The organism is Streptomyces sp. NRRL B-1347 (assembly GCF_000720325.1).
Lineage (GTDB): Bacteria > Actinomycetota > Actinomycetes > Streptomycetales > Streptomycetaceae > Streptomyces.
In genome coordinates, this window is sequence record NZ_JOJM01000012.1 from 59,645 (window position 1) to 80,014 (window position 20,370).

General features: G+C 72.4%; 8 protein-coding genes. 7 read left to right on the forward strand and 1 reads right to left on the reverse strand.

Features of this window, described 5'->3' with window-relative positions; genetic code table 11:
• Positions 1-49: 49 nt before the first annotated feature.
• The gene (locus tag IG74_RS0113585) at positions 50-997 is read right to left on the reverse strand and encodes a methionyl-tRNA formyltransferase (RefSeq protein WP_030675079.1); all 948 of its coding nucleotides are present in this window, start codon (positions 995-997) and stop codon (positions 50-52) included.
• Positions 998-1,345: 348 nt separating this feature from the next.
• Between IG74_RS0113585 and IG74_RS0113590 the strand changes: the two genes are divergently transcribed.
• The 7 genes from IG74_RS0113590 to IG74_RS0113620 all read left to right on the forward strand — a co-directional run bounded on the left by IG74_RS0113590 (position 1,346) and on the right by IG74_RS0113620 (position 20,322).
• On the forward strand, positions 1,346-2,404 hold the full coding sequence (locus IG74_RS0113590; protein ID WP_030675083.1) for a FecCD family ABC transporter permease: 1,059 nt from the start codon (positions 1,346-1,348) through the stop codon (positions 2,402-2,404).
• A 14-nt stretch (positions 2,405-2,418) separates the two neighbouring features.
• On the forward strand, positions 2,419-3,480 hold the full coding sequence (locus IG74_RS0113595) for a FecCD family ABC transporter permease (RefSeq protein ID WP_030675086.1): 1,062 nt from the start codon (positions 2,419-2,421) through the stop codon (positions 3,478-3,480).
• A 45-nt stretch (positions 3,481-3,525) separates the two neighbouring features.
• On the forward strand, positions 3,526-4,365 hold the full coding sequence (locus IG74_RS0113600; RefSeq protein ID WP_030675088.1) for an ABC transporter ATP-binding protein: 840 nt from the start codon (positions 3,526-3,528) through the stop codon (positions 4,363-4,365).
• Between the two features lie 357 nt (positions 4,366-4,722).
• Positions 4,723-5,775 carry an iron-siderophore ABC transporter substrate-binding protein gene (locus IG74_RS0113605; RefSeq protein WP_037825263.1) on the forward strand — a complete coding sequence of 351 codons (1,053 nt, stop codon included), beginning with the start codon at positions 4,723-4,725 and terminating at the stop codon, positions 5,773-5,775.
• Positions 5,776-5,777: 2 nt separating this feature from the next.
• Complete coding sequence (locus tag IG74_RS0113610) at positions 5,778-7,565, forward strand: ABC transporter ATP-binding protein (protein ID WP_030675094.1); 1,788 nt, start codon at positions 5,778-5,780, stop codon at positions 7,563-7,565.
• A gap of 102 nt (positions 7,566-7,667) precedes the next feature.
• Positions 7,668-18,635 carry a non-ribosomal peptide synthetase gene (locus tag IG74_RS0113615; RefSeq protein WP_234334328.1) on the forward strand — a complete coding sequence of 3,656 codons (10,968 nt, stop codon included), beginning with the start codon at positions 7,668-7,670 and terminating at the stop codon, positions 18,633-18,635.
• Positions 18,622-20,322: an ABC transporter ATP-binding protein gene (locus IG74_RS0113620; protein WP_030675099.1), complete on the forward strand. Its 1,701-nt coding sequence runs from the start codon at positions 18,622-18,624 to the stop codon at positions 20,320-20,322. The genes IG74_RS0113615 and IG74_RS0113620 overlap by 14 nt, the downstream gene beginning before the upstream one ends.
• The last annotated feature ends 48 nt before the right edge of the window (positions 20,323-20,370 follow it).

Genomic DNA, 20,370 nt, shown 5'->3' on the forward strand with positions numbered 1-20,370 from the left:
GTGTTCGGCCGGTCCCTGGGACCGAGGAGGTGGGATCGGCCCGTCGGGGTCAGGGGCGCTGGGTGAGGTACCCGCCCATGGAGGTGAAGTACTCGGCCGCGGACAGCTCGCGGCCGTCCTCGGTCCGTACGCGCGTGATGGCCAGGCCGTGGTTGCGGCCGGTGCGGGCGTCGGCCCCGGCGACGATCACCACGCCCTCGCCCTCGCGGTAGAAGATGCGGCCGGGCGTGCCGCCGTAGCGGCCCTCGGAGACGACCGAGGCGACGACCTCCAGGCGCTTGCCCTTGTGGTAGGTGAAGGCGCTGGGGTACGGCTCCGACTGGGCGCGGACGAGGCGCTCCAGGTCCTCCGCGGGCCAGGTCCAGTCGATGCGGATGTCCTCGGTGGCGCGCTTGTGGAAGAAGGTCGCCTGGGACCGGTCCTGCTTGGTGAACTCCGTCTCGCCGGAGGCGATCAGGTCGAGCGCGCCGGTGGTGACCGGGGCGATGAGGTCGACCGTCTTGTGGAAGAGGTCGGTCGCGGTGTCCTTCGGGCCGACCGCCACGGCCTCCTGCCGGACGATGTCGCCGGCGTCGAGCTCGTCGTTCATCATGTGCGCGGTGACGCCGACCTCGGTCTCGCCGTTGATCAGGGCCCAGATCAGCGGCGAGAAGCCCGCGTACTTCGGCAGCAGCGAGTCGTGGACGTTCAGCGTGCCGTGGCGCGGCAGGCCGAAGATGCGCGGGGGGATCCAGGTCCGCCAGTTGTTGGCCACGATGATGTCCGGGTCGGCCTCCTTGAGGCGCTCGAACAGCTCGTCGTCGTCGGGACGGTTGCGGATCAGCACCGGCACGTCGTGCGCCTCGGCGAGATCGGCGACGGAGTCGCTCCAGATCTTTTCGTACGCGTGCTCGCTCTTGGGGTGCGTCACGACGAGGACCACGTCGTGCTCGGAGTCCAGGAGGGCTTGCAGGGTGCGGTGCCCCCAGGTCTGGTAACCGAACATGACGACCCGCATGGGGTTCCTCCTCAGAGCAGGGATTGACCGGCGGTAAGTAAAGCAAGGCTTACCTTGGTGTGCAATGGCCGCACGGGGTGCCGAAGTTGCCGGCTGCCGGTACTCGCGCACGGCGACCGCCCCCTCGACCCGCGTACGAGTTTAGCTTAGGCTAGCCTAAGTGGAATGAGGGGGGTCGGCCCGGGTGCCGACCGGGCGGGAGCCGCCGCCAGCTAGGGTGGCGGGCGCGCCGCAGCGCTCTGCCAGGGGACCAGGGCGGGGGCGGAGCCGTGGGCACGTCCCTTCCAGGGCGCGAGCTGCCCCCTTGGCCGTGCGTCCCCGCCTGAGCAAAGGGATAACGTACGTCGCATGGGCATAACTGCAGTTGAGCGCCTTGCGCCCACGGGTTCGTCAGGGGCCCGCCGACGGCGGGTCGTGGGTCTGGGCGTGCTGGCGGCGGTCCTCGTGATCGCGGCGGTCGCGTCCCTCGCCGTCGGTGCGCGCGCGTTGAGCCCCACCGAGGTGTGGCACGGCCTCTTCGCCTCGCCGGACGCCGACCAGCGGCTCAACGAGATCAGGCTCATCGTGCAGACCGTGCGGGTGCCCCGGACGGTGCTCGCGATCGTCGCGGGCATCGCCCTCGGCGTCGGCGGAGCCCTGATCCAGGGGTACACGCGCAACCCGATCGCCGACACGGGCCTGCTCGGCGTGAACGCCGGCGCCTCCTTCGCCGTGGTCACGGTGGTCGCCGTGTTCGGGCTCTCCAATCCCTTCCAGTACGTGTGGTTCGCCCTCCTGGGGGCGGCCGTCGCCGGGGTCGTGGTGTTCGGGCTCGCGAGCCTCGGCCGGGGCGCGGGCAATCCGCTGACCCTCGCCCTCGCCGGGCAGGGCATGACGGTGTTCCTCACGGCGATGACCACCGCGATCGCGCTGTCGGACGAGCAGTCGCTGAACGCGCTGCGGTTCTGGAACTCGGGCTCGGTCTCCGGCGTCGACTTCGAGGTCATCTGGCCCGTCGCCGGGTTCGTGGGGGTCGGCCTCCTCCTCGCGGCGACCAGGCTGCCCGCCCTCAACCTGCTCAACCTCGGGGACGACGTGGCGCGCGGCCTCGGCGTGAACATCGCGCTGAGCCGGACGATCGGCATCGCCGCCATCACCCTGCTCGCGGGCGCGGCGACCGCGGCCTGCGGCCCCATCGCCTTCCTCGGGCTCATGGTGGCCCACATCGCCCGCTACCTGACCGGGCCGGACTACCGCTGGCTGGTGCCGTACGCGGGGCTGCTCGGCGCCGTCGTGCTGCTGGTCTGCGACATCGTGGGGCGCGTGGTGGTGCGGCCGGGCGAGCTCGACGCGGGAGTCGTCGTCTCGCTGCTCGGCGCCCCGTTCTTCGCGGTGCTGGTGTGGCGTGGAAAGTTCAAGAGCGCGTGAACGGGGCGGACGTCGTGAACGGGACAGAAGTGAAGTCGTCGGTGGCGCCGGGCATCCGGATCGGCCAGGTGTCGTTCGTGTGGCGGCCGTGGGTCGCGTTCGTCACGCTGGTCCTCACGGCGGCGACCTTCGTGGTGTTCTGCCTGTCCATCAGCATCGGGGACTTTCCCGTCGACCTGTCCCGGGTGATCGCCACCATCTTCGGCCGGGGCGAACAGGTCGACGAGTTCGTGATCATGGACCTGCGGATGCCGCGCGCCCTCGCCGGGCTCGTCGTCGGCATCGCGCTCGGGGTGTCCGGCGCGCTCACCCAGTCCATCGCCCGCAATCCGCTGGCCAGTCCGGACGTGCTCGGCATCACCCAGGGCGCGAGCGCGGTCTCGGTGTTCCTGCTCACGGTGTCGGGCGGGGCGTCGGCGGCGGTCGTCAGCTCCGTGGGCCTGTCCGCGGCCGCGCTCGGCGGCGGTCTGCTCACCGGCCTGCTGGTGTACTTCATGGCGTGGCGGCGGGGCATCGACGGCTTCCGGCTCATCCTCATCGGCATCTCGGTGAGCGCCGTGATGGAGGCGATCACGACCTGGCTCCTGGTCACCGCCGACATCAAGGACGTGGCCCGGGCGCAGTCCTGGCTCGTCGGCTCCCTCGACAACCGGTCCTGGGACGAGGTCTGGGTGGCGTTCTGGTGCACGCTCGCGCTCCTCGCCGTCATCGCCTGCGTCGCCTTCCAGTTCAAACCGATGCACTTCGGCGACGAGGTCGCCGCGGGCCTCGGCGTCCGCTTCCAGGCGGTACGGGCCGTCCTGCTGTTGTGCGCGGTCCTGCTCGCCGCCGTGGCGGTGAGCGCGGCGGGCCCGGTCCCCTTCGTGGCCCTGGTCGCGCCCCAGGTGGCGATGCGCCTCGCGCGCTGCCCGACGCCGCCGATGGTGGCCTCCGGCATGGTGGGGGCGCTGCTCCTGATCGGCGCCGACCTGGTCGCGCGCACCGCTCTGCCCGTCACGCTCCCGGTCGGCGTGGTCACCGCCGCCGTGGGCGGCCCCTTCCTCATCTACCTCCTGGTGCGGGCGAACCTCAAATAGCCTGATACAAAGGTGAGGCATACCTAAATGCGCAGAGGGGGGCTTGTGGTCACTCAGTACATCACCGAGATCGAGTCCGACGTCGACGACGCCGCACGGCTCACGGCCAAGGGCGTCAGCGTGGGCTACGGCGCCAGGACCGTCATCGACGATCTCGACGTGGCGATACCGCCCGGGGTGATCACCACGATCATCGGCCCCAACGGCTGCGGGAAGTCGACGCTGTTGCGGACCCTGTCCCGGCTGCTCAAGCCGACCAAGGGGTCCGTCGTCCTCGACGGCGAGGACATCGTCCGGCTCAAGACCAAGGACGTGGCGAAGAAGATGGGCCTGCTGCCGCAGGCGCCCGTCGCGCCGGAGGGCCTGACAGTGTCCGACCTGGTCGCCAGAGGGCGCCACCCGCATCAGAGTTGGCTGCGGCAGTGGTCGTCGGACGACGCCGCCGTCGTGGAGCGCGCGCTCGCCATGACCGGCGTGTCCGACCTGGCCGACCGTCCGGTCGACTCGCTGTCCGGCGGGCAGCGCCAGCGCGTCTGGATCTCCATGACCCTGGCCCAGGGCACCGACCTGCTCCTCCTCGACGAGCCGACGACCTATCTGGACCTGGCGCACGCGGTCGACGTGCTCGACCTCGTGGACGACCTGCACGAGTCCGGGTGCGCCGTGGTCATGGTCCTGCACGACCTCAACCTGGCCACGCGCTACAGCGACAACCTCATCGTGATGAAGGACGGGACGATCCTCGCGCAGGGGCACCCGCGCGACGTCATCACCTCCGAGCTGCTGTACGAGGCGTTCGGGCTGCGCGCCAAGGTGATCGACGACCCGGTGGGAGACAGGCCGCTCATCGTGCCGATCGGCCGTACGCACGTGCAGTTGAACTGAGCCGCCCCCGCCCGCGCGGCCCGGCGGAGCCGCCCCTGTGCGGGGCCCGCTGCGCCTCCCGGCGCGGACTGGTGGGATCCTTGCGCGCGGACGGCGCGCGACTTCCCTCTGCGCGCCGCCTGGTTGCACCCCCTTCCGTGTGGCGCGCCCCTGCGCCTACGCGCCCCCCAGCGCGCCTCCGTATGGGCCCGACCCGGCCCCACCTGCGGCGCGACCACGTCCGCGCGGGCGCGACCCGACTGGCCCCTCGCACAGACAAGTTGAAAGTTAGGCTAGGCTTACCTCACAACCGCAAGGTAAGGTTTGGCTGCCCTGAGACAGGGGCGCACCGGACAGCGTGAAAGCAAGGGATCTCGGATGCATCTCCATCGAACGACGACCATGAGGCCCTGGCGGCGGATGGCGGCCGTAGTGTCCGCCGCGGCCCTCGGCGTCGGACTCCTCGCGGGATGTGGCTCGGACAAGTCGGACAAGGGCGGCGACGACGCCGCTCCGGCCGCGGCCGCCGGCAAGTTCCCCGTCACCGTGGAGCACGCGTTCGGATCCACGAAGATAACGAAGGCCCCCAAGCGGGTCGTCACCGTCGGCTACACCGACGACCAGACCGTCCTCGCGTTCGGCACCAAGCCGGTCGGCATGACCGACCAGTACCCGAACCCGACGGGCAAGTCGCCCGACATCAACACCCAGTGGCCCTGGGTGAAGGACAAGTGGGGCGACGCCAAGCCCGAGGTCATCATGAAGAACGGTGACTCCGGCCCCAACTTCGAGAAGATCGCCTCGCTCCGGCCTGACCTGATCATCGCGGTGTACTCCGAGATCGACAAGGCCGCCTACGACAAGCTCTCCAAGATCGCCCCCACCGTGGGCCGCACCAAGGGCGAGAAGGAGCCGTTCAGCGCTCCGTGGCAGGACAACGCCCTGCACATCGCCAAGGCGCTCGGCCAGGCCGAGAAGGGCGAGAAGCTCGTCGAGGGCATCCAGGGCAAGCTGGACGCCGCCAAGAAGGCGCACCCCGAGTTCGCCAAGAAGAACGCCGTCGCGCTGTCCTGGTACAAGGACTCCGTCGCGCCGTTCACCTCCACCGACGTGCGCGGCCGCCTGGTGACGGGCATCGGCTTCAAGTACCAGACCAAGATCGACAAGATCGCGGGCGGCAAGTTCTTCACCGTCCTCTCGCCCGAGCGCATCGACCTGGTCAACACCGACCGCATCTTCGTCATCAACGACAAGGCGGACATGAAGGCGCTCAAGAAGTCCGAGCTCTTCAGCAACCTGGACGCGGTGAAGAAGGGCAACGTCTCCTACCTGCTGGACAGCGAGGGTCCCGCGGTCGGCGCCGCCATCTCCCAGGGCACCCTGCTCTCCCTGCCCTACGCCGTCGACGAGCTCGTCAAGTCGGTCGGCTAGGTGTGAGCACCACCGCTACGAAGGTCGCCCCGGCGACCCTGCGCACGGCGACCGGCCGCGAGGCCACCCGATGGGTCACCGCGCACTGCCGTGAGGTCCCTTGGCTGACCACGGCCACCGTGCTCACCACGGTGGCCGGGGCAGCCCTCCAGGTGCTCCCGGTGCTGCTGCTCGGCCGCGTCGTCGACGGGGTGGTCGAGGGCGAGTCGCGCTCGGTCCTGCTCACCGTCGGCGTGCTGATGGGGGCCGCCGCGCTGCTCGGCGCGGTGGCCACCGCGGCCTCGACGTACCTGATCGGACGGCTCGGCGCGGACCTGCTCGCGCAGCTGCGCGAGGGCGCCGTCCGCGCGGTGCTCGGGATGCCGAGCTCACGGGTCGAACAGGTCGGCCGGGGCGACGTGTTGTCCCGGGTCGGTGACGACGTGGCCGTCCTCTCCAAGGGCATTCGCATGGCCATCCCCACGGTGTTCTCCGCGGGCGTCCTCGTCTTCATCGCCACCGTCGGCATGTTCGGCCTCGACTGGCGGCTCGGCCTCGCGGGCGCGGGCGCACTGCCCGCCTACGCCCTGGCCCTGCGCTGGTACCTGCCCCGGTCCGCCCCGCTCTACAAGAAGCAGCGGGTGGCCCAGGCCGACCGCGCACAGGCGCTGATCAGCGGCTTGAACGGGATCGACACCGTCCGGGCGTACCGCCTGGAGGACTCGGTCCGCGAGCAGGTCACCCACGAGTCGTGGCGCGTGCGCAACTACGGCATCGAGGTGTTCCGGTTCTTCGGCCGCTTCGTCGGCAGGGAGAACCGCGCCGAGTTCATCGGCCTCGTCCTGATCCTCGTGGTGGGGTACGCCCTGCTGGAGGCCGACGCCGCGAGCCTCGGCGAGGTGGCGGCGGCGCCGCTGATGTTCCACCGCCTCTTCACGCCGTTGGGCGCCATCATGTTCACCTTCGACGAGGCGCAGAAGTCGGGCGCGAGCCTGACCCGGCTCGTCGGTGTGCTCGGCGAGCCCGCGGAGGAGCGCCTCGTCGGCGACGCGGGCGTCGCCCCGGCGGCCGCCACGCCGCACCCGGTGACGGTGCGGGGACTGACGTTCAGTTACCCCGACACCGAGCAGCCGGTCCTGAAGGACGTCGACCTGACGATCCCCGCCGGTGGTTCGCTTGCCCTCGTGGGCGCGACGGGCGCGGGCAAGTCGACGCTGGCCGCGCTGATCGCGGGCATCGGGACCCCGCAGGCCGGATCGGTGCGCATCGGCACGACCGACCTCGCAGGTCTCGACGAGGCCGGAGCGCGCGCGTTGGTGAGCATCCTGACGCAGGAGACCCATGTGTTCTCCGGCCCGCTCGCCGACGACCTGCGCCTGGCCGCGCCGCAGGCCACCGACGCCGAGCTGCTCGACGCGCTGCGCACGGTCGGCGCCGCCGGCTGGGTCGAGGCGCTGCCCGAAGGCCTCGACACCATGGTCGGCGAGGGCGGCGAGCGCCTGGACGTCACCAAGGTCGCCCACATCGCCCTGGCCCGCCTGGTGCTGAGCCGTTCGCCGGTCGTCGTGCTCGACGAGTCGACCGCGGAGGCGGGCAGCGAGGGCGCCGCCGAGCTCGAACGGGCCGTGCGCGCCGCGTGCGCGGGCCGGACCACGCTGTTCGTGGCCCACCGCCTGACGCAGGCGATGGCCGCGGACCGGATCGCCGTGCTCGACGCGGGCCGCGTCGTGGAGCTCGGCACCCACGACGAGCTTGTGGCCCTGGGCGGCCGCTACGCACGGCTGTGGCAGGCGTGGCGAGAAGGTAGCTAGGCAAACCTGACCACGGTCAGGTCAACCCCGGCCGTGGTCAGGTCAACCCCTGACCACGGTCAGGTCACCGTTCGTTCCTTGGAAGGAAACGCTGAGTCTTCGATGAACGCTGAGTCTTCGACGATGGAACCGGGCGCTCGTCGCGTACGGCTTTCTCCCGCGGCCCTGGCCGACGTACGCCGTCGAACGGGCGACCACTCCGACCGGACCATCGCCGCAGCGTGCGCCATCGGTCTCTCGTACTGGGCGACGGGGCACAGCCCCGACGGCATCGACCTCACCGCGGGGACGCTCTTCGCCGACGTCCTCGCATGGGTCGACAACGGCGGGGTCGCGCCCGCCGGCTGGGCGGCCGACGCGGACGGCCGGAGCATCGCCGTCCCCGAAGGCGTCGTGCTCGCCGACGCGCAGCTCGCGCTCGACGACCTGGCCGACTTCCCGGACCGACCGCTCGGCACCATCGGCCCGTCCGGCGTCACGGCCCGCCTCGCGGCCCTGGCCGAGTGGAACGACACGCAGGCCGACCGGGTCCGCCCGACCATCGTGGAGATGTTCCTCGAACAGGCACGGACCCGGCCGGACGCCGTCGCCATCGTCGACGAGCACCGCTCGCTGACCTACGGCGAGGCGGCCGAGCTGTCCAGCCAGCTCGCCCACCACCTGATCGAGCGCGGCCTCCACGCCGAGCAGGTCGTCGGCATCTCCCTGGGCCGCTCCGCCGAGATGGTCATCGGGCTGCTCGGCGTGCTCCAGGCGGGCTGCGCGTTCGTCCCCCTCGATCCGCAGTGGCCCGCCGCGCGCCGCGCCGTCGTCGTCGCCGACGCCCGGGTCGTGCTCCAGCTCAACGACTCCGGTACGCACGACCTGAGCGAACCGGACGCCGTCGCCGTCGACCTCGGCGCCTGGAAGTACGGCTCCTACCCCGCGGGGGGCACCGGGATCACGGTCCTCGGCGACGCCCTGGCATACGTGATCTTCACGTCCGGTTCGACCGGACGGCCCAAGGGCGCGATGATCCGGCACGAGGCGATCAGCGAGCGCCTGCTGTGGCAGGTCAACGAGATCCTGGGCTTCGGCCACGACGACGCGTCCCTCTTCAAGGCGCCGCTGTCCTTCGACATCTCCATCAACGAGATCTTCCTGCCGCTGGTCTGCGGCGGCAGGCTGGTGGTCCTGCGGCCCGGCGGCGAACGCGACCCGCACCACCTCCTGAGCGTGATCGCCGAGCAGCGCGTCACCTTCACGTACCTGGTGTCGTCCATGCTGGACGTGCTCCTTGAGATAGCGGGCGACTCCGGTCGCCTGGACAGCCTGCGGCACGTGTGGTGCGGCGGCGAGGTGCTCACCCCCGAGCTGTACGAGCGGTTCCGCACCCGGCTCGACATCCCCATGTACCACGGCTACGGCCCGGCCGAGACGACGATCGGCGTCTCGCACGTCATCTACCGGGGCGCGGCCGAGCGCCTGTCGACGTCCATCGGCAAGGCCAACCCCAACACCCAGCTGTACGTCCTCGACGACGAGCTGCGCCCGGTCCCGGTCGGCGTCGGCGGCGAGCTCTACGTGGGCGGCTTCCTCCTCGGCCGCGGCTACGTCAACGCCCCCGGCCTGACGGCGTCCCGGTTCGTGGCGAACCCCTTCGCCGCCGACGGATCGCGCCTCTACCGGACCGGTGACCTCGCCCGGTTCGCCCCCGACGGCTCCCTCGACTTCCTCGGCCGGGCCGACAACCAGATCAAGATCCGCGGCATGCGCCTGGAGATCGAGGACGTCGAGGCGGGCCTCGCCGAGCACCCCGGCGTGCGGCACACCTGCGTCGTCGCGAAGAAGAACGCGGCGGGCGGCACCTACCTCGTGGGCTATGTGATCCCGGCCGCCGGGAGCGAGGACCTGACGGCCGACGACGTCAAGGCGTGGGCCACCGCGCACATGGTCGAGTACATGGTGCCCGCCCACGTCGTCGTGATGACGGAGTTCCCGCTCACCGCGAACGGCAAGCTCGACCGCAACGCGCTGCCGGAGCCCGTGATCGGCACCGGCTCCCTCGTCGCACCCGCCACCGAGAACGAGCGCGTGGTGTGCACCGCGGTCGCGGCGCTCCTCCAGCTCGACGAAGTCGGCGCCGACCAGGACTTCTTCCAGCTCGGCGGCGACAGCATCCTGGCGATCTCGCTGCTCAGCGCGTTGCGCGACGCGGGCCTCTTCGTCACGGCACGGCAGATCTTCAGCAACAGCGTCCTCGGCGCCCTCGCCGCGGTCGCGAGCCGCGAGGACGTCGCCACCGTGGACCACGGCGACACCGCCACCGGCGCCGTCGTGGGCTCGCCCATCGTGCAGTGGCTCGGCGAGACCACGGACGCCGTCGACGGCTTCGTGCAGTCGGTCGTCCTCAACACCCCGGCAGAGCTGACCGCCGACACCCTCGACGCGGTCCTCGCCGCGGTCGTCGGCCACCACGACATGCTGCGCGCCAAGCTGGTGCGCGGCGAGCGCTGGAGCTTCGACATCCCCGAGGCCGACCGGGCCACCGCGGCCTGGCAGGAGAGCGACCGGCCGCTGGAGGAGTGCGTCGCGCTCGCCACCGAAGGACTGGACCCGGCGGACGGCGTGATGCTGCGCGCCGTCTGGCGCCGCGCGGCGCGCCAGCTGGTCCTGGTCGCCCACCACGTGGTGATCGACGGCGTGTCCTGGCGCGTCCTCATGGAGGACCTGGCCACGGCGTGGCGGCAGGTCAGCGAGGGCGCCACCGTCGAACTGCCCCCGGTGGGCACCTCGTTCCGGCGCTGGACGCAACTCCTCGACCGCGCCGGGTTCGACGCGGACCGCGACTACTTCCAGCGGCCCCTGCCCGCCGCCGACGAGCCGGTCGGCAGGCGCGCCCTGACCGCCGCCGACACCGTCGCGCACGAGCGGATACGCACCGTCTCGGTCGGCGCCGAGGTCACGGCCGCCCTCCTCGGCGAGATACCCGCGAAGTTCCACGCGGGCGTCAACGACGTCCTGCTCACCGCGCTCGCCGTCACCCTCGCCCGGTGGCGCCGCGACCTCGGCCAGGACCAGACGTTCGCCCACATCGAGCTGGAGGGCCACGGCCGCGAGGGCCAGTTCGTCGCCGACGCCGTCGGCTTCGAGCCGGACCTGTCGCGCACCGTGGGCTGGTTCACCACCCTGTTCCCGGTGACCGTGGACCCCGGCGCCGCGAGCGACCCGACCGCGCCCGGCCACCTTGCCGCCGCGCTCAAGGCGGTCAAGGAAGACCTCGCCCGGGTGCCGAGCAACGGCGTCTCCTACGGCGCCCTGCGCTACCTGGCCGACACCGCCTTCGACGCGCCCGCCCCGCAGGTCCTCTTCAACTACCTCGGCCGCTTCGACGCGGGCGCGGCGGGGGACTGGCAGCTCGCACACACCACCGGGCAGCTGGGCGAGAAGCGCGACCCCGCCATGCGCCTGCCGCGCGCCCTGGAGTTCAACGCGATCGCCGAACCCGCCGCGAGCGGCGAGTACGAGCTGGTCACCACCATCTCCTGGCCCGAAGGGATGTTCACGGACCAGGACGTCACCACCATCGGCGGCTACTTCCAGGAGGCCCTCGCGGGTCTCGCCGCGCTCGACCAGGGCGGCCACACGCCCAGCGACTTCGCCCTCGTGCCGCTCACGCAGGCCGACGTCGACGCCCTGGAAGGACCGGCGCTGCGGGACGTCCTGCCGCTGACCCCGCTCCAGGAAGGCCTGTACTTCCACTCCGTCTTCGACGACGAGTCGGCGGGCGCCTACGTCGAGCAGCAGCTCCTCACCCTGGACGGCGAGGTGGACGCCGACCGGCTCGCGGCGGCGGCCACCCGCCTGCTCACGCTCTACCCGAACCTCGCCGCGCGCTTCGTCGCCCTCGCCGACGGCCGGGTCGTCTCCGTCCTGGACAGCGGCGTGGAAGCGCCCTTCACCACCCTCGAACGCCCCGGCATCACCGACGCCGAGATCCGCGCGTACGCCGAGGAGGACCGCCGGGCGGGCTTCGACCTGGCCACCGGGCCGCTGATGCGCTACACGCTCATCCGCGCGGGCTCCGGCCGCACGGTCCTCGTACAGACCGTGCACCACATCATCGCCGACGGCTGGTCGGTGCCGCCGATGCTGCGCGCGCTCCTCGCCGAGTACCACGCGCCCGGCACCGTGTACCCGCTCGGCGGCTTCGCCGACTACGTGCGCTGGCTCGGCGAACGCGACGACGACGAGAGCGACCGGGTCTGGCGCGAGGAGCTCGCCGAGCTGCCCGCCGCCTCCCTCGTCGCCGAGGGCCACACCCCCTCCGAGCGGTTCGCCGACACCGTCGTGGAGCCGCAGGAGGACATCGACGCGGCCGTCCGCTCGGCCGGGGTGCCGCTCAGCGTGGCCGTGCACAGCGCCTGGGCGATCACCCTCGGCGGCATCCTGCACGGCAAGGACGTGGTGTTCGGCTCCACCGTCTCCGGGCGCGACGCGGACGTCCCCGGCATCGAGGACCTGGTGGGCCTGTTCATCAACACCATTCCCGTGCGGGCCCGCTGGACGGGTGCCACCACCGCCCGCGACCTGCTCGCCTCGGTGCGCGAGCACCAGAGCGCGGTCCTTCCGCACCAGCACGTCTCGCTGGCCAGGATCGGCCGCCAGGCGGGCTCCGGCTCCCTCTTCGACACCCTGGTCGTCTTCGACGTCGCGACCGACGTCGCGGCCCTGCGGCGGCCCGACGACACGCTCGTCATCGCCGACATCGTGAACGAAGGCGCCCCCCACTACCCGCTGACGCTGGTGGTGGAGCGCGGCCTCGACGGCCGCCCGCGCTTCAACCTCATCTACGACGGCGCGCTCCTCGGCGAAGCCACCGCGCAAACGATCCTGCACGCCTTCACGCGGACCCTCACCGGCCTGCTCACCCAGCCGGACGCCCTGGTCGACGACCTGGCCTCCACGAGCGACCCGCGGCAGGCCCCGGTCACCCCGACCACCCTGGGCGCCCTCTTCGACGCCGCCGCGCTCCGCGACCCCGCCGCCACCGCCGTCACCCAGTGCGGACTCGACGGCGACACCAGGTCGCTGACCTACGGTGAACTGACGGCCGCCAAGGACGACCTGGCCGCGACGCTGCGCGCCGCCGGGGTCGCGCCGGGCAAGCGCGTCGCCGTCGCGGTGCCGCGCTCCGTCGAGCAGGTCGTCGCCCTCGTCGCGATCGTCAGCGCGGGCGGCGCGTACGTGCCCCTGGACCTGGCCTACCCCGACGACCGCCTGGAGTACGTCCTCGCCGACGCCGCCCCGCAGGTCGTCCTCGTGGCCGCCGACCAGCGGGACCGCTTCACGGACCTCCTCGCCCGCGCCGGAGTGCCCGCCCGCGTGCTCGTCCAGGGCGACGAACTGCCGCAGACCCCGGCCGGGCCCGCCCCCGAGGCCCACTGGCACGACCCCGCGTACGTCATCTACACGTCCGGTTCGACAGGACGGCCCAAGGGCGTCGTCGTCCCGCACTCCAGCGTGGTGACGCTGCTCGCGAACACCCGGGCCGACATGGACTTCGGCCCCGACGACGTGTGGGTGCAGTTCCACTCCTACTCCTTCGACTTCGCGGTCTGGGAGCTGTGGGGCGCCCTCGCGCACGGCGGCGAACTCCTCGTGCCCGAGTACGGTCTGACCCGCTCCCCGGTCGACTTCCACCGCCTGGTCCGCGAGCGCGGGGTGACCGTGCTCAACCAGACCCCGTCGGCCTTCTACCAGTTCGTCGAGGCCGACCGGCTCGCCGGCGAACCGGTCACCGCGCTGCGCCGGATCGTCTTCGGCGGCGAGGCCCTCGACCTCGGCCGGCTCCGCGGCTGGGTCGAGCGGCACGGCACCGCCGCGCCCGAGCTGGTCAACATGTACGGCATCACCGAGACCACCGTGCACGTCACCCACCGGGTGCTGACCGACGCGGACTTCGGCGCCGGCGACGACGTCAGCCCCATCGGCGGTCCGATCCCCGGCCTGGCGACCTATCTGCTCGACGACCGGCTCCGGCCGGTCCCCCCGGGCCGCGTCGGCGCCATCTACGTCGCCGGTGACCAGGTGTCGCTCGGCTACCTGGGGCGGCCCGGGCTCACCGCGGGCCGGTTCGTCGCGGACCCCTTCGCCGCCGACGGCTCCCGGATGTACCACACGGGCGACCTGGCCCGCCGCACCCTCGACGGCGAGCTGGAGTTCGCGGGCCGCGCCGACGACCAGGTGCAGCTCAAGGGCTTCCGCATCGAACTCGGCGAGGTGGAGTCCGCGGTCAGGGAGCTCGACGGCGTGGTCGACGCGGCCGTCACCGTGGCGGACACCGGCGACCACCTGGTCGCCCACGTCGTGGGCCGCGTGCCCGGCGACTTCCCCGCGCTCCTGGCCACGAAGCTGCCCGTGCACATGGTGCCGGGCCGGGTCCTGCCGCTCGACGCGCTGCCGCTGACCGTCAACGGCAAGCTCGACCGCCGGGCTCTGGCCGAGCGGGCCCAGCAGGCCGAGGGGAGCGCCGTCTCCGTCGCGCCGTCGGCTGCGGGCGCGTCGGGTCCTGGCGCGCACCTGCCGGGGCGCGACACCGCGTCCGCGCTCGCCACCCTCGTCGAGCTGTTCGCCGAGACGCTGCCCGGCTCCGCCGTGGCCGCCGACACCGACTTCTTCAAGGCCGGGGGCGACAGCATCGTCGCCATCACCCTGATCAACCGGGGCCGGGCGCTCGGCCTGCACTTCGCGCCCCGCGACGTGTTCCTGTTCCGGACGCCGCGCGCCCTCGCCGAGCACCTGGACGCGCAGGCACCGCGGGCCGCGGTGGCCGCGGCCGCGCCCGCCCGCCGCGCCGACGGCCCGCTGACCCCGACGCCGATCATCCTGCGCCAGCGCGAACTGGGCGGCTCGCTCACCCGGTTCGCCCAGGCCAGGACGCTGGTGGCGCCCGCGGGCACCGGGTTCGCCGACGCCGAGCGCGCCGCGAACGCCGTCGTCGCCGCGCACCCCGCCCTGCGCCTCCGGCTGCACGCCGAGCACGGCGTGTGGGCCCTGCGCACCGAACCGGCCCGCGACGTCACCGTCGTACGGACGGGCGAGAGCGACGCGACGGCCGTGGCGAACGACGCCGCCGGACGCCTCGACCCCGCATCCGGGGACGTCATCGCGTTCGCGTGGCAGGAGGCCAGCAGCACGCTTGTCGTCACCGTGCACCACATCGCGGTTGACTCGGTGTCGTGGCTCGTCCTCCTGGACGACCTGGCCACCGCCATGAAGGGGGCGGACCTGGCGCCGCCGACCACGTCCTACGCCGAGTACGCCGAGGCACTGGCCCTGCGGGCCACGCAGACGGCCGACGGCCTCGGGGACTGGGTCAGCACGCTCCAGGCGCCCGCGCTGCTCCCGGCGGTGGGCGCGCTGCGCGAGACCACCGTCGTGCTCGCCCCCGACACCAGCGACCGCGTGACGCGCACCGCGCCCGCCGCGCTCGGCGTCGACCTCACCGAGCTGCTGTGCGGCGCGCTGCGCACCGCGCTGACGCGGATCCAGGCCGCGCCCACCGACCTCGCGGTCGAGCTGGAGCGGCACGGCCGGGTCCCGGTCGAGGAGCACCACGACTACACCCGCACCGTCGGCTGGTTCACCGCCATCGCGCCCGTGCGGCTGAGCGCGCACACCGACCCCGTCGCCGCGGCGCGCGAGGTCGCCGAACGCCAGCCGGACGAGCGCGGACACCTCGCCTACGGCCAGTTCCGGTACCTCAACCCGCAGACGGCCCCGCTGCTCACCGCCCGCCCGCAGGTCCTCTTCAACTACCTCGGCCGGGGCAGCGAATCCCAGGCGCTGCACCTCACCGGCGGCGACCAGGGCAGCCCCTACGCCGTCGAGGTCAACGCCTGGACCGACGCGGACACCGGCAGCCTGCACGCGGCCTTCACCCTCGCCGACGGCATCCCCGACGAGATCACCGAGCACTGGCTCGGCGCCCTCGCGCACCTCGCGGACGCCGCCACGACGGCCGAGCGCACGGCACCGGTCACCCCGCTCCAGCGCGGCCTGTTCTTCCAGGCCCAGATGGCGGGCACGGCCGGACACTACGTCGCGCAGAGCTACTTCACCTTCGACCGGCGCCTGGACACCGACGCCCTGGCCGAGGCCATGGCGTACGTGATCGCACGCCACCCCGTCGTCGGCGCGGGCTTCGCCACCGACGACGACGGCAACCCGGTCCAGGTCCTCAAGGCGGGCCGGCGCGTCGACGTCCGCACCATCGACCTGGCGACGGACGCGGAGGTCGAGGAGCTGCGCGCCCGGGACCGCGACACGGGCTTCGACCCGGCCGCGCCGCCGCTGATCCGCCTGACCGTGGTGCGCAGGCCCGACGGCAGCGACGGACTGCTCCTGAGCTACCACCTGCTGCTGTGGGACGGCTGGTCCCGCGAGCTGGTCCTGCGCGACCTGTTCGACGCCTACGAGGCCGCCGGCGCGGGCCGTCCGCTGGACGCGGCCCCGGCCACGCCGAGCTTCGAGGACTACGCCCGGGCGCTCGACGCCAAGGACCCCGCCGTCGCCGAGCGGTTCTGGGCGGAGCACCTGGCGGGCCTGGCAGGCCCGACGCTGCTCGCGGGCCCCGCGCCGACCCTGTCGGACGACCTGCCGCGCGCCCTCGTGCACACCCTGACCACCGAGCAGTCGGACCTGCTGCGGGACGCGGCCAAGGCACACGGCGTGACCTTGAACTCGGTCCTCACCGGTGCGTTCGGCCTGCTGCTCGGCGCCCACACGGGCCGCAGCGACGCCGTGTTCGGCGTGACCGTCTCCGGCCGTGACGGCGAGGGACTGTCCGACATCGTCGGCGTGCTGCTCAACACCGTGCCCATGTGGACGCGGGCCCGGCCGGACGACACCGCCCGGGACTACCTGGAGTCCGTGCAGCAGGCCCGGGTCGAGGCGATGGAGCACGAGCACGTCGGCCTCGGCGAGATCCAGCGCGCCAGCGGACACGACACCCTCTTCGACAACCTGTTCGTGCTCCAGAACTTCCTGGACATGGACGCGTTCGCCGCGATGAACTCCCGGCACGGCATCACATCGGTGACGGCCGACGACTCCACCCACTACCCATTCACCTGGGTCGTGACGCCGGGCGACCGCCTCACGGTCAAGCTGGAGCACCGCGACGGCGACTCGGACAACGCCCGCCGCCTGCTGGACGGCTACGTACGCGTCCTCGAGGACCTGGCCCGTTCGACCGGCCCAGTCGGCGCGCTTCCCGGCCTGGGCGAGGAGCCCCGGCCCGTCGAGCGCACGGACGTCGGCACGGACACGGTCGTCGACCGGTTCGACCGGGCCGCCGACCGGGACCCGCAGCGGGTGGCGCTCGTCGCCCACGGCGCGACCATGACGTTCGGCGAGTTGCGGGACCGCAGCCGCGCGGTGGCGGGCGTGCTCGCCGCACGGGGCATCGGTCCCGAGACGACCGTGGGTCTCGCGATCCCGCGCTCCCTCGACTCGATCGTGGCGCTGTTCGCCGTGCTGCGCGCCGGCGCCGCCTACGTCCCCCTTGAGCTCGACCACCCGGACGAGCGGATCGCCGCGATCGTCGACGACGCACGGCCCGAGGTGATCCTCACCGTGAGCGCCGTGGCGTCCCGGCTCACCGGCGACCTGATCGACCTTGACCGTCCGCTGCCCGACGCCGAGCCGTACGTGACGTTCGCGCCGGACGACCCGGACCGGCTGCGGCACCCCGCGTACACGATCTACACCTCCGGATCGACCGGAAAGCCCAAGGGCGTGGTGACCGAGTACGCCGGGCTCACCAACATGCTGATCAACCATCAGCGGCGGATCTTCGAGCCGGTCCTCGCCGACCACGGCCACCGGGTCTTCCGGATCGCCCACACCGTGTCGTTCGCGTTCGACATGTCGTGGGAGGAGCTGCTGTGGCTCGCCGACGGCCACGAGGTGCACATCTGCGACGAGGAGCTGCGCCGCGACGCGCCGCGCCTGGTCGAGTACTGCCTCGAGCACGGGATCGACGTCATCAACGTGACCCCCACCTACGCGCAGCAGCTGGTGGCCGAGGGCCTGCTCGACAGGCCTGAGCGGCGCCCGGCCCTCGTGCTCCTCGGCGGCGAGGCCGTCACCCCGACGCTGTGGCAGCGCCTGGCCGAGACCGAGGGCACGGTCGGCTACAACCTCTACGGACCCACCGAGTACACCATCAACACCCTCGGCGTCGGCACCTTCGAGTGCCAGGACCCGGTGGTGGGCGTGGCCATCGACAACACCGACGCGTACGTCCTCGACCCGTGGCTGCGGCCGCTGCCGGACGGCGTCCCCGGTGAGCTGTACGTGGCGGGCATCGGCATCGCCCGCGGCTACCTCGGGCAGCCCGCCCAGAGCGCGCACCGCTTCGTCGCGTGCCCGTTCGGCGGGCCCGGCGAGCGCATGTACCGCACCGGCGACCTGGTGGTGCGGCGGCCCGACGGCAACCTGATGTACCTGGGCCGCACCGATCAGCAGGTCAAGATCCGCGGGCACCGCGTCGAACTCGGCGAGGTCGAGGCCGCGTTCGCCGCGCACCCGGCGGTGCGCTTCGCGGCCGCGGTCGCCCAGCCGGACCCGCAGGTCGACGGCGCCCACCGGCTCGCCGCGTACCTCGTCCTCGACGGCGCGGACCTGGCTGCGGTGGCGGCCGATGTGGGCGCGGGTCTTCCGGACTTCCTGCGCCCGACGCACTATGCCCAGGTCGACAGCATCCCGCTGACGGTCAACGGGAAGGCGGACACCAAGGCGCTGCCCGAGGCCAAGCCGCTCGGCGCGCTGACCACGGCGACGGAGCGGCGTCCGGAGACCGAGACCGAGACCCTGGTGTGCGAGTACTTCGCCGAAGCACTCGACCTGGATGATGACGAGGTGAGCGCAGTGAGCGACTTCGTGTCCCTCGGGGGACACTCCATGCTGGCGGTGCGGCTCAACGGGCTGCTCCGCCGCGAGTTCGGACCTGTGATCACCATCCGCGACCTGTTCACCCTGCGAACCCCCGAAGCGATTGCCCGCCACCTCGATGACCACTCCTGACAAGCAGCGGCCCCGCCCCGGGGCAGACATCCTGCGCACCGCACTGCGCCGCAACGTCGGCGCCATGGCCGGGGGCACCGTCCTCATGGGCCTGTACCAGGCCGGTGAGACCGCCTTCCCGATCGCGCTCGGCCTGATCGTCGAGCACACGATGAGGGACCGGAGCCTCGGCGCCCTCGGCCTGTCGATCGGCGCGCTCGCCGTGATCATCACGACGGTCTCGCTGTCGTGGCGGTTCGGCATGCGCATCCTGCAGAAGGCCAACACGACCGAGGCGCACCGCTGGCGCGTGAAGGTCGCGTCCTGCGGCCTCCAGCCGGTGGCCAGGGACGTCGACCTCAAGTCCGGCGAGGTCCTCACCATCGCCACCGAGGACGCCGACCAGACCGCCGACATCGTCGAAGTGGTGCCGCTCCTGATCAGCTCGCTGGTCGCGGTGGTGGTCGCGGCGGTCGCCCTCGGTCTCGCCGACTTCAGGCTCGGCCTCCTGGTGGTCGTGGGCACGGTCGCGATCCTGTCGATCCTGAGCGTGATGTCGAAGCGCATCGGCTCCAGCACCCGCGAGCAGCAGGCCCGCGTGGCGCGGGCGGGTGCGAAGGTCGCCGACCTGATCACCGGCCTGCGCCCGCTGCACGGCTTCGGCGGCAACCACGCGGCGTTCCGGTCCTACCGGAAGGTCAGCACGGAGGCGAAGCACCAGGCGATCACCGTCGCCCGGGTGAACGGCGTGTACGCGGGCACCGCGCTCGCCCTCAACGCGATCCTCGCCGCCGCCGTCTCCATCACGGCCGGGTGGCTGGCCTTCGAGGGGCAGATCACCATCGGCGAACTCGTGATGGCCGTGGGCCTCGCCCAGTTCATCATCGAGCCGCTCAAGATGTTCTCCGAGATGCCCAAGTACGTGATGATCGCGCGTGCCTCGGCCGAACGCATGGCCCTGGTGCTCTCCGCCCCGCCCCTGGCGACCCCGGGCTCCGGCCGTCCGGCCCCGGGCGGAGACCTGGAGGTGGACTGCGTCCGCTACGGCTCGCTGCGCAAGCTGAAGTTCCAGGTGGCGGCGGGCGAGTTCGTGGCGATCGCCCCTTACCAGCCGCGCGCCGCGGCCGACCTCGCGTCGGTCCTGGCCGTGAAGGTCCCGCCGCACGAGTACGACGGCGTGGTGCGGGTCAGCGGCCAGGAGGTCGCCGACCTGTCGATGGAGGCCGTGCGCGAGCACATCCTGGTGAACCCGTACGACGGGGAGATCTTCGCGGGCACCCTGCGCACGAACATCGACCCGTCGGGCACCAGCCGTTCGATCGACGAGGCCGTCGAGGCGTCGATGCTGACCGACGTCGTCGCCCTGCACCGCGACGGCCTCGACTACGCCGTCCGCGACCGCGGCGCGAACCTCTCCGGGGGCCAGCGCCAGCGCCTGTCCCTGGCGCGGGCCCTGGCCGCCGACACCGAGGTCCTGGTCCTGCACGACCCGACGACGGCCGTCGACGCGGTCACCGAGCAGCTCATCGCGCGCAACGTGGCGAAGGCGCGCCGGGGCCGCACCACCATCGTGATCACCAGCAGCCCGGCCCTCCTGGACGCCGCCGACCGCGTGCTCGTCCTGGACGACGGCGTCATCACCGCCGAGGACACCCACCGGAACCTGCTCGCCACGGATGAGGGGTACTGCCTGGCCGTAACGCGGTGACCCCATGACGCACGCGGCGGTCCCGGGGAGGTTCTCCACCTCCCCGGG

What these genes read in the sequence shown, in the direction of transcription:
- IG74_RS0113585 (WP_030675079.1), bottom strand. Translation starts at nt 997, where the DNA reads ATGCGGGTCGTCATGTTCGGTTACCAGACCTGGGGGCACCGCACCCTG.
- IG74_RS0113590 (WP_030675083.1), top strand. Translation starts at nt 1,346, where the DNA reads ATGGGCATAACTGCAGTTGAGCGCCTTGCGCCCACGGGTTCGTCAGGG.
- IG74_RS0113605 (WP_037825263.1), top strand. Translation starts at nt 4,723, where the DNA reads ATGCATCTCCATCGAACGACGACCATGAGGCCCTGGCGGCGGATGGCG.
- IG74_RS0113615 (WP_234334328.1), top strand. Translation starts at nt 7,668, where the DNA reads ATGAACGCTGAGTCTTCGACGATGGAACCGGGCGCTCGTCGCGTACGG.
- IG74_RS0113620 (WP_030675099.1), top strand. Translation starts at nt 18,622, where the DNA reads ATGACCACTCCTGACAAGCAGCGGCCCCGCCCCGGGGCAGACATCCTG.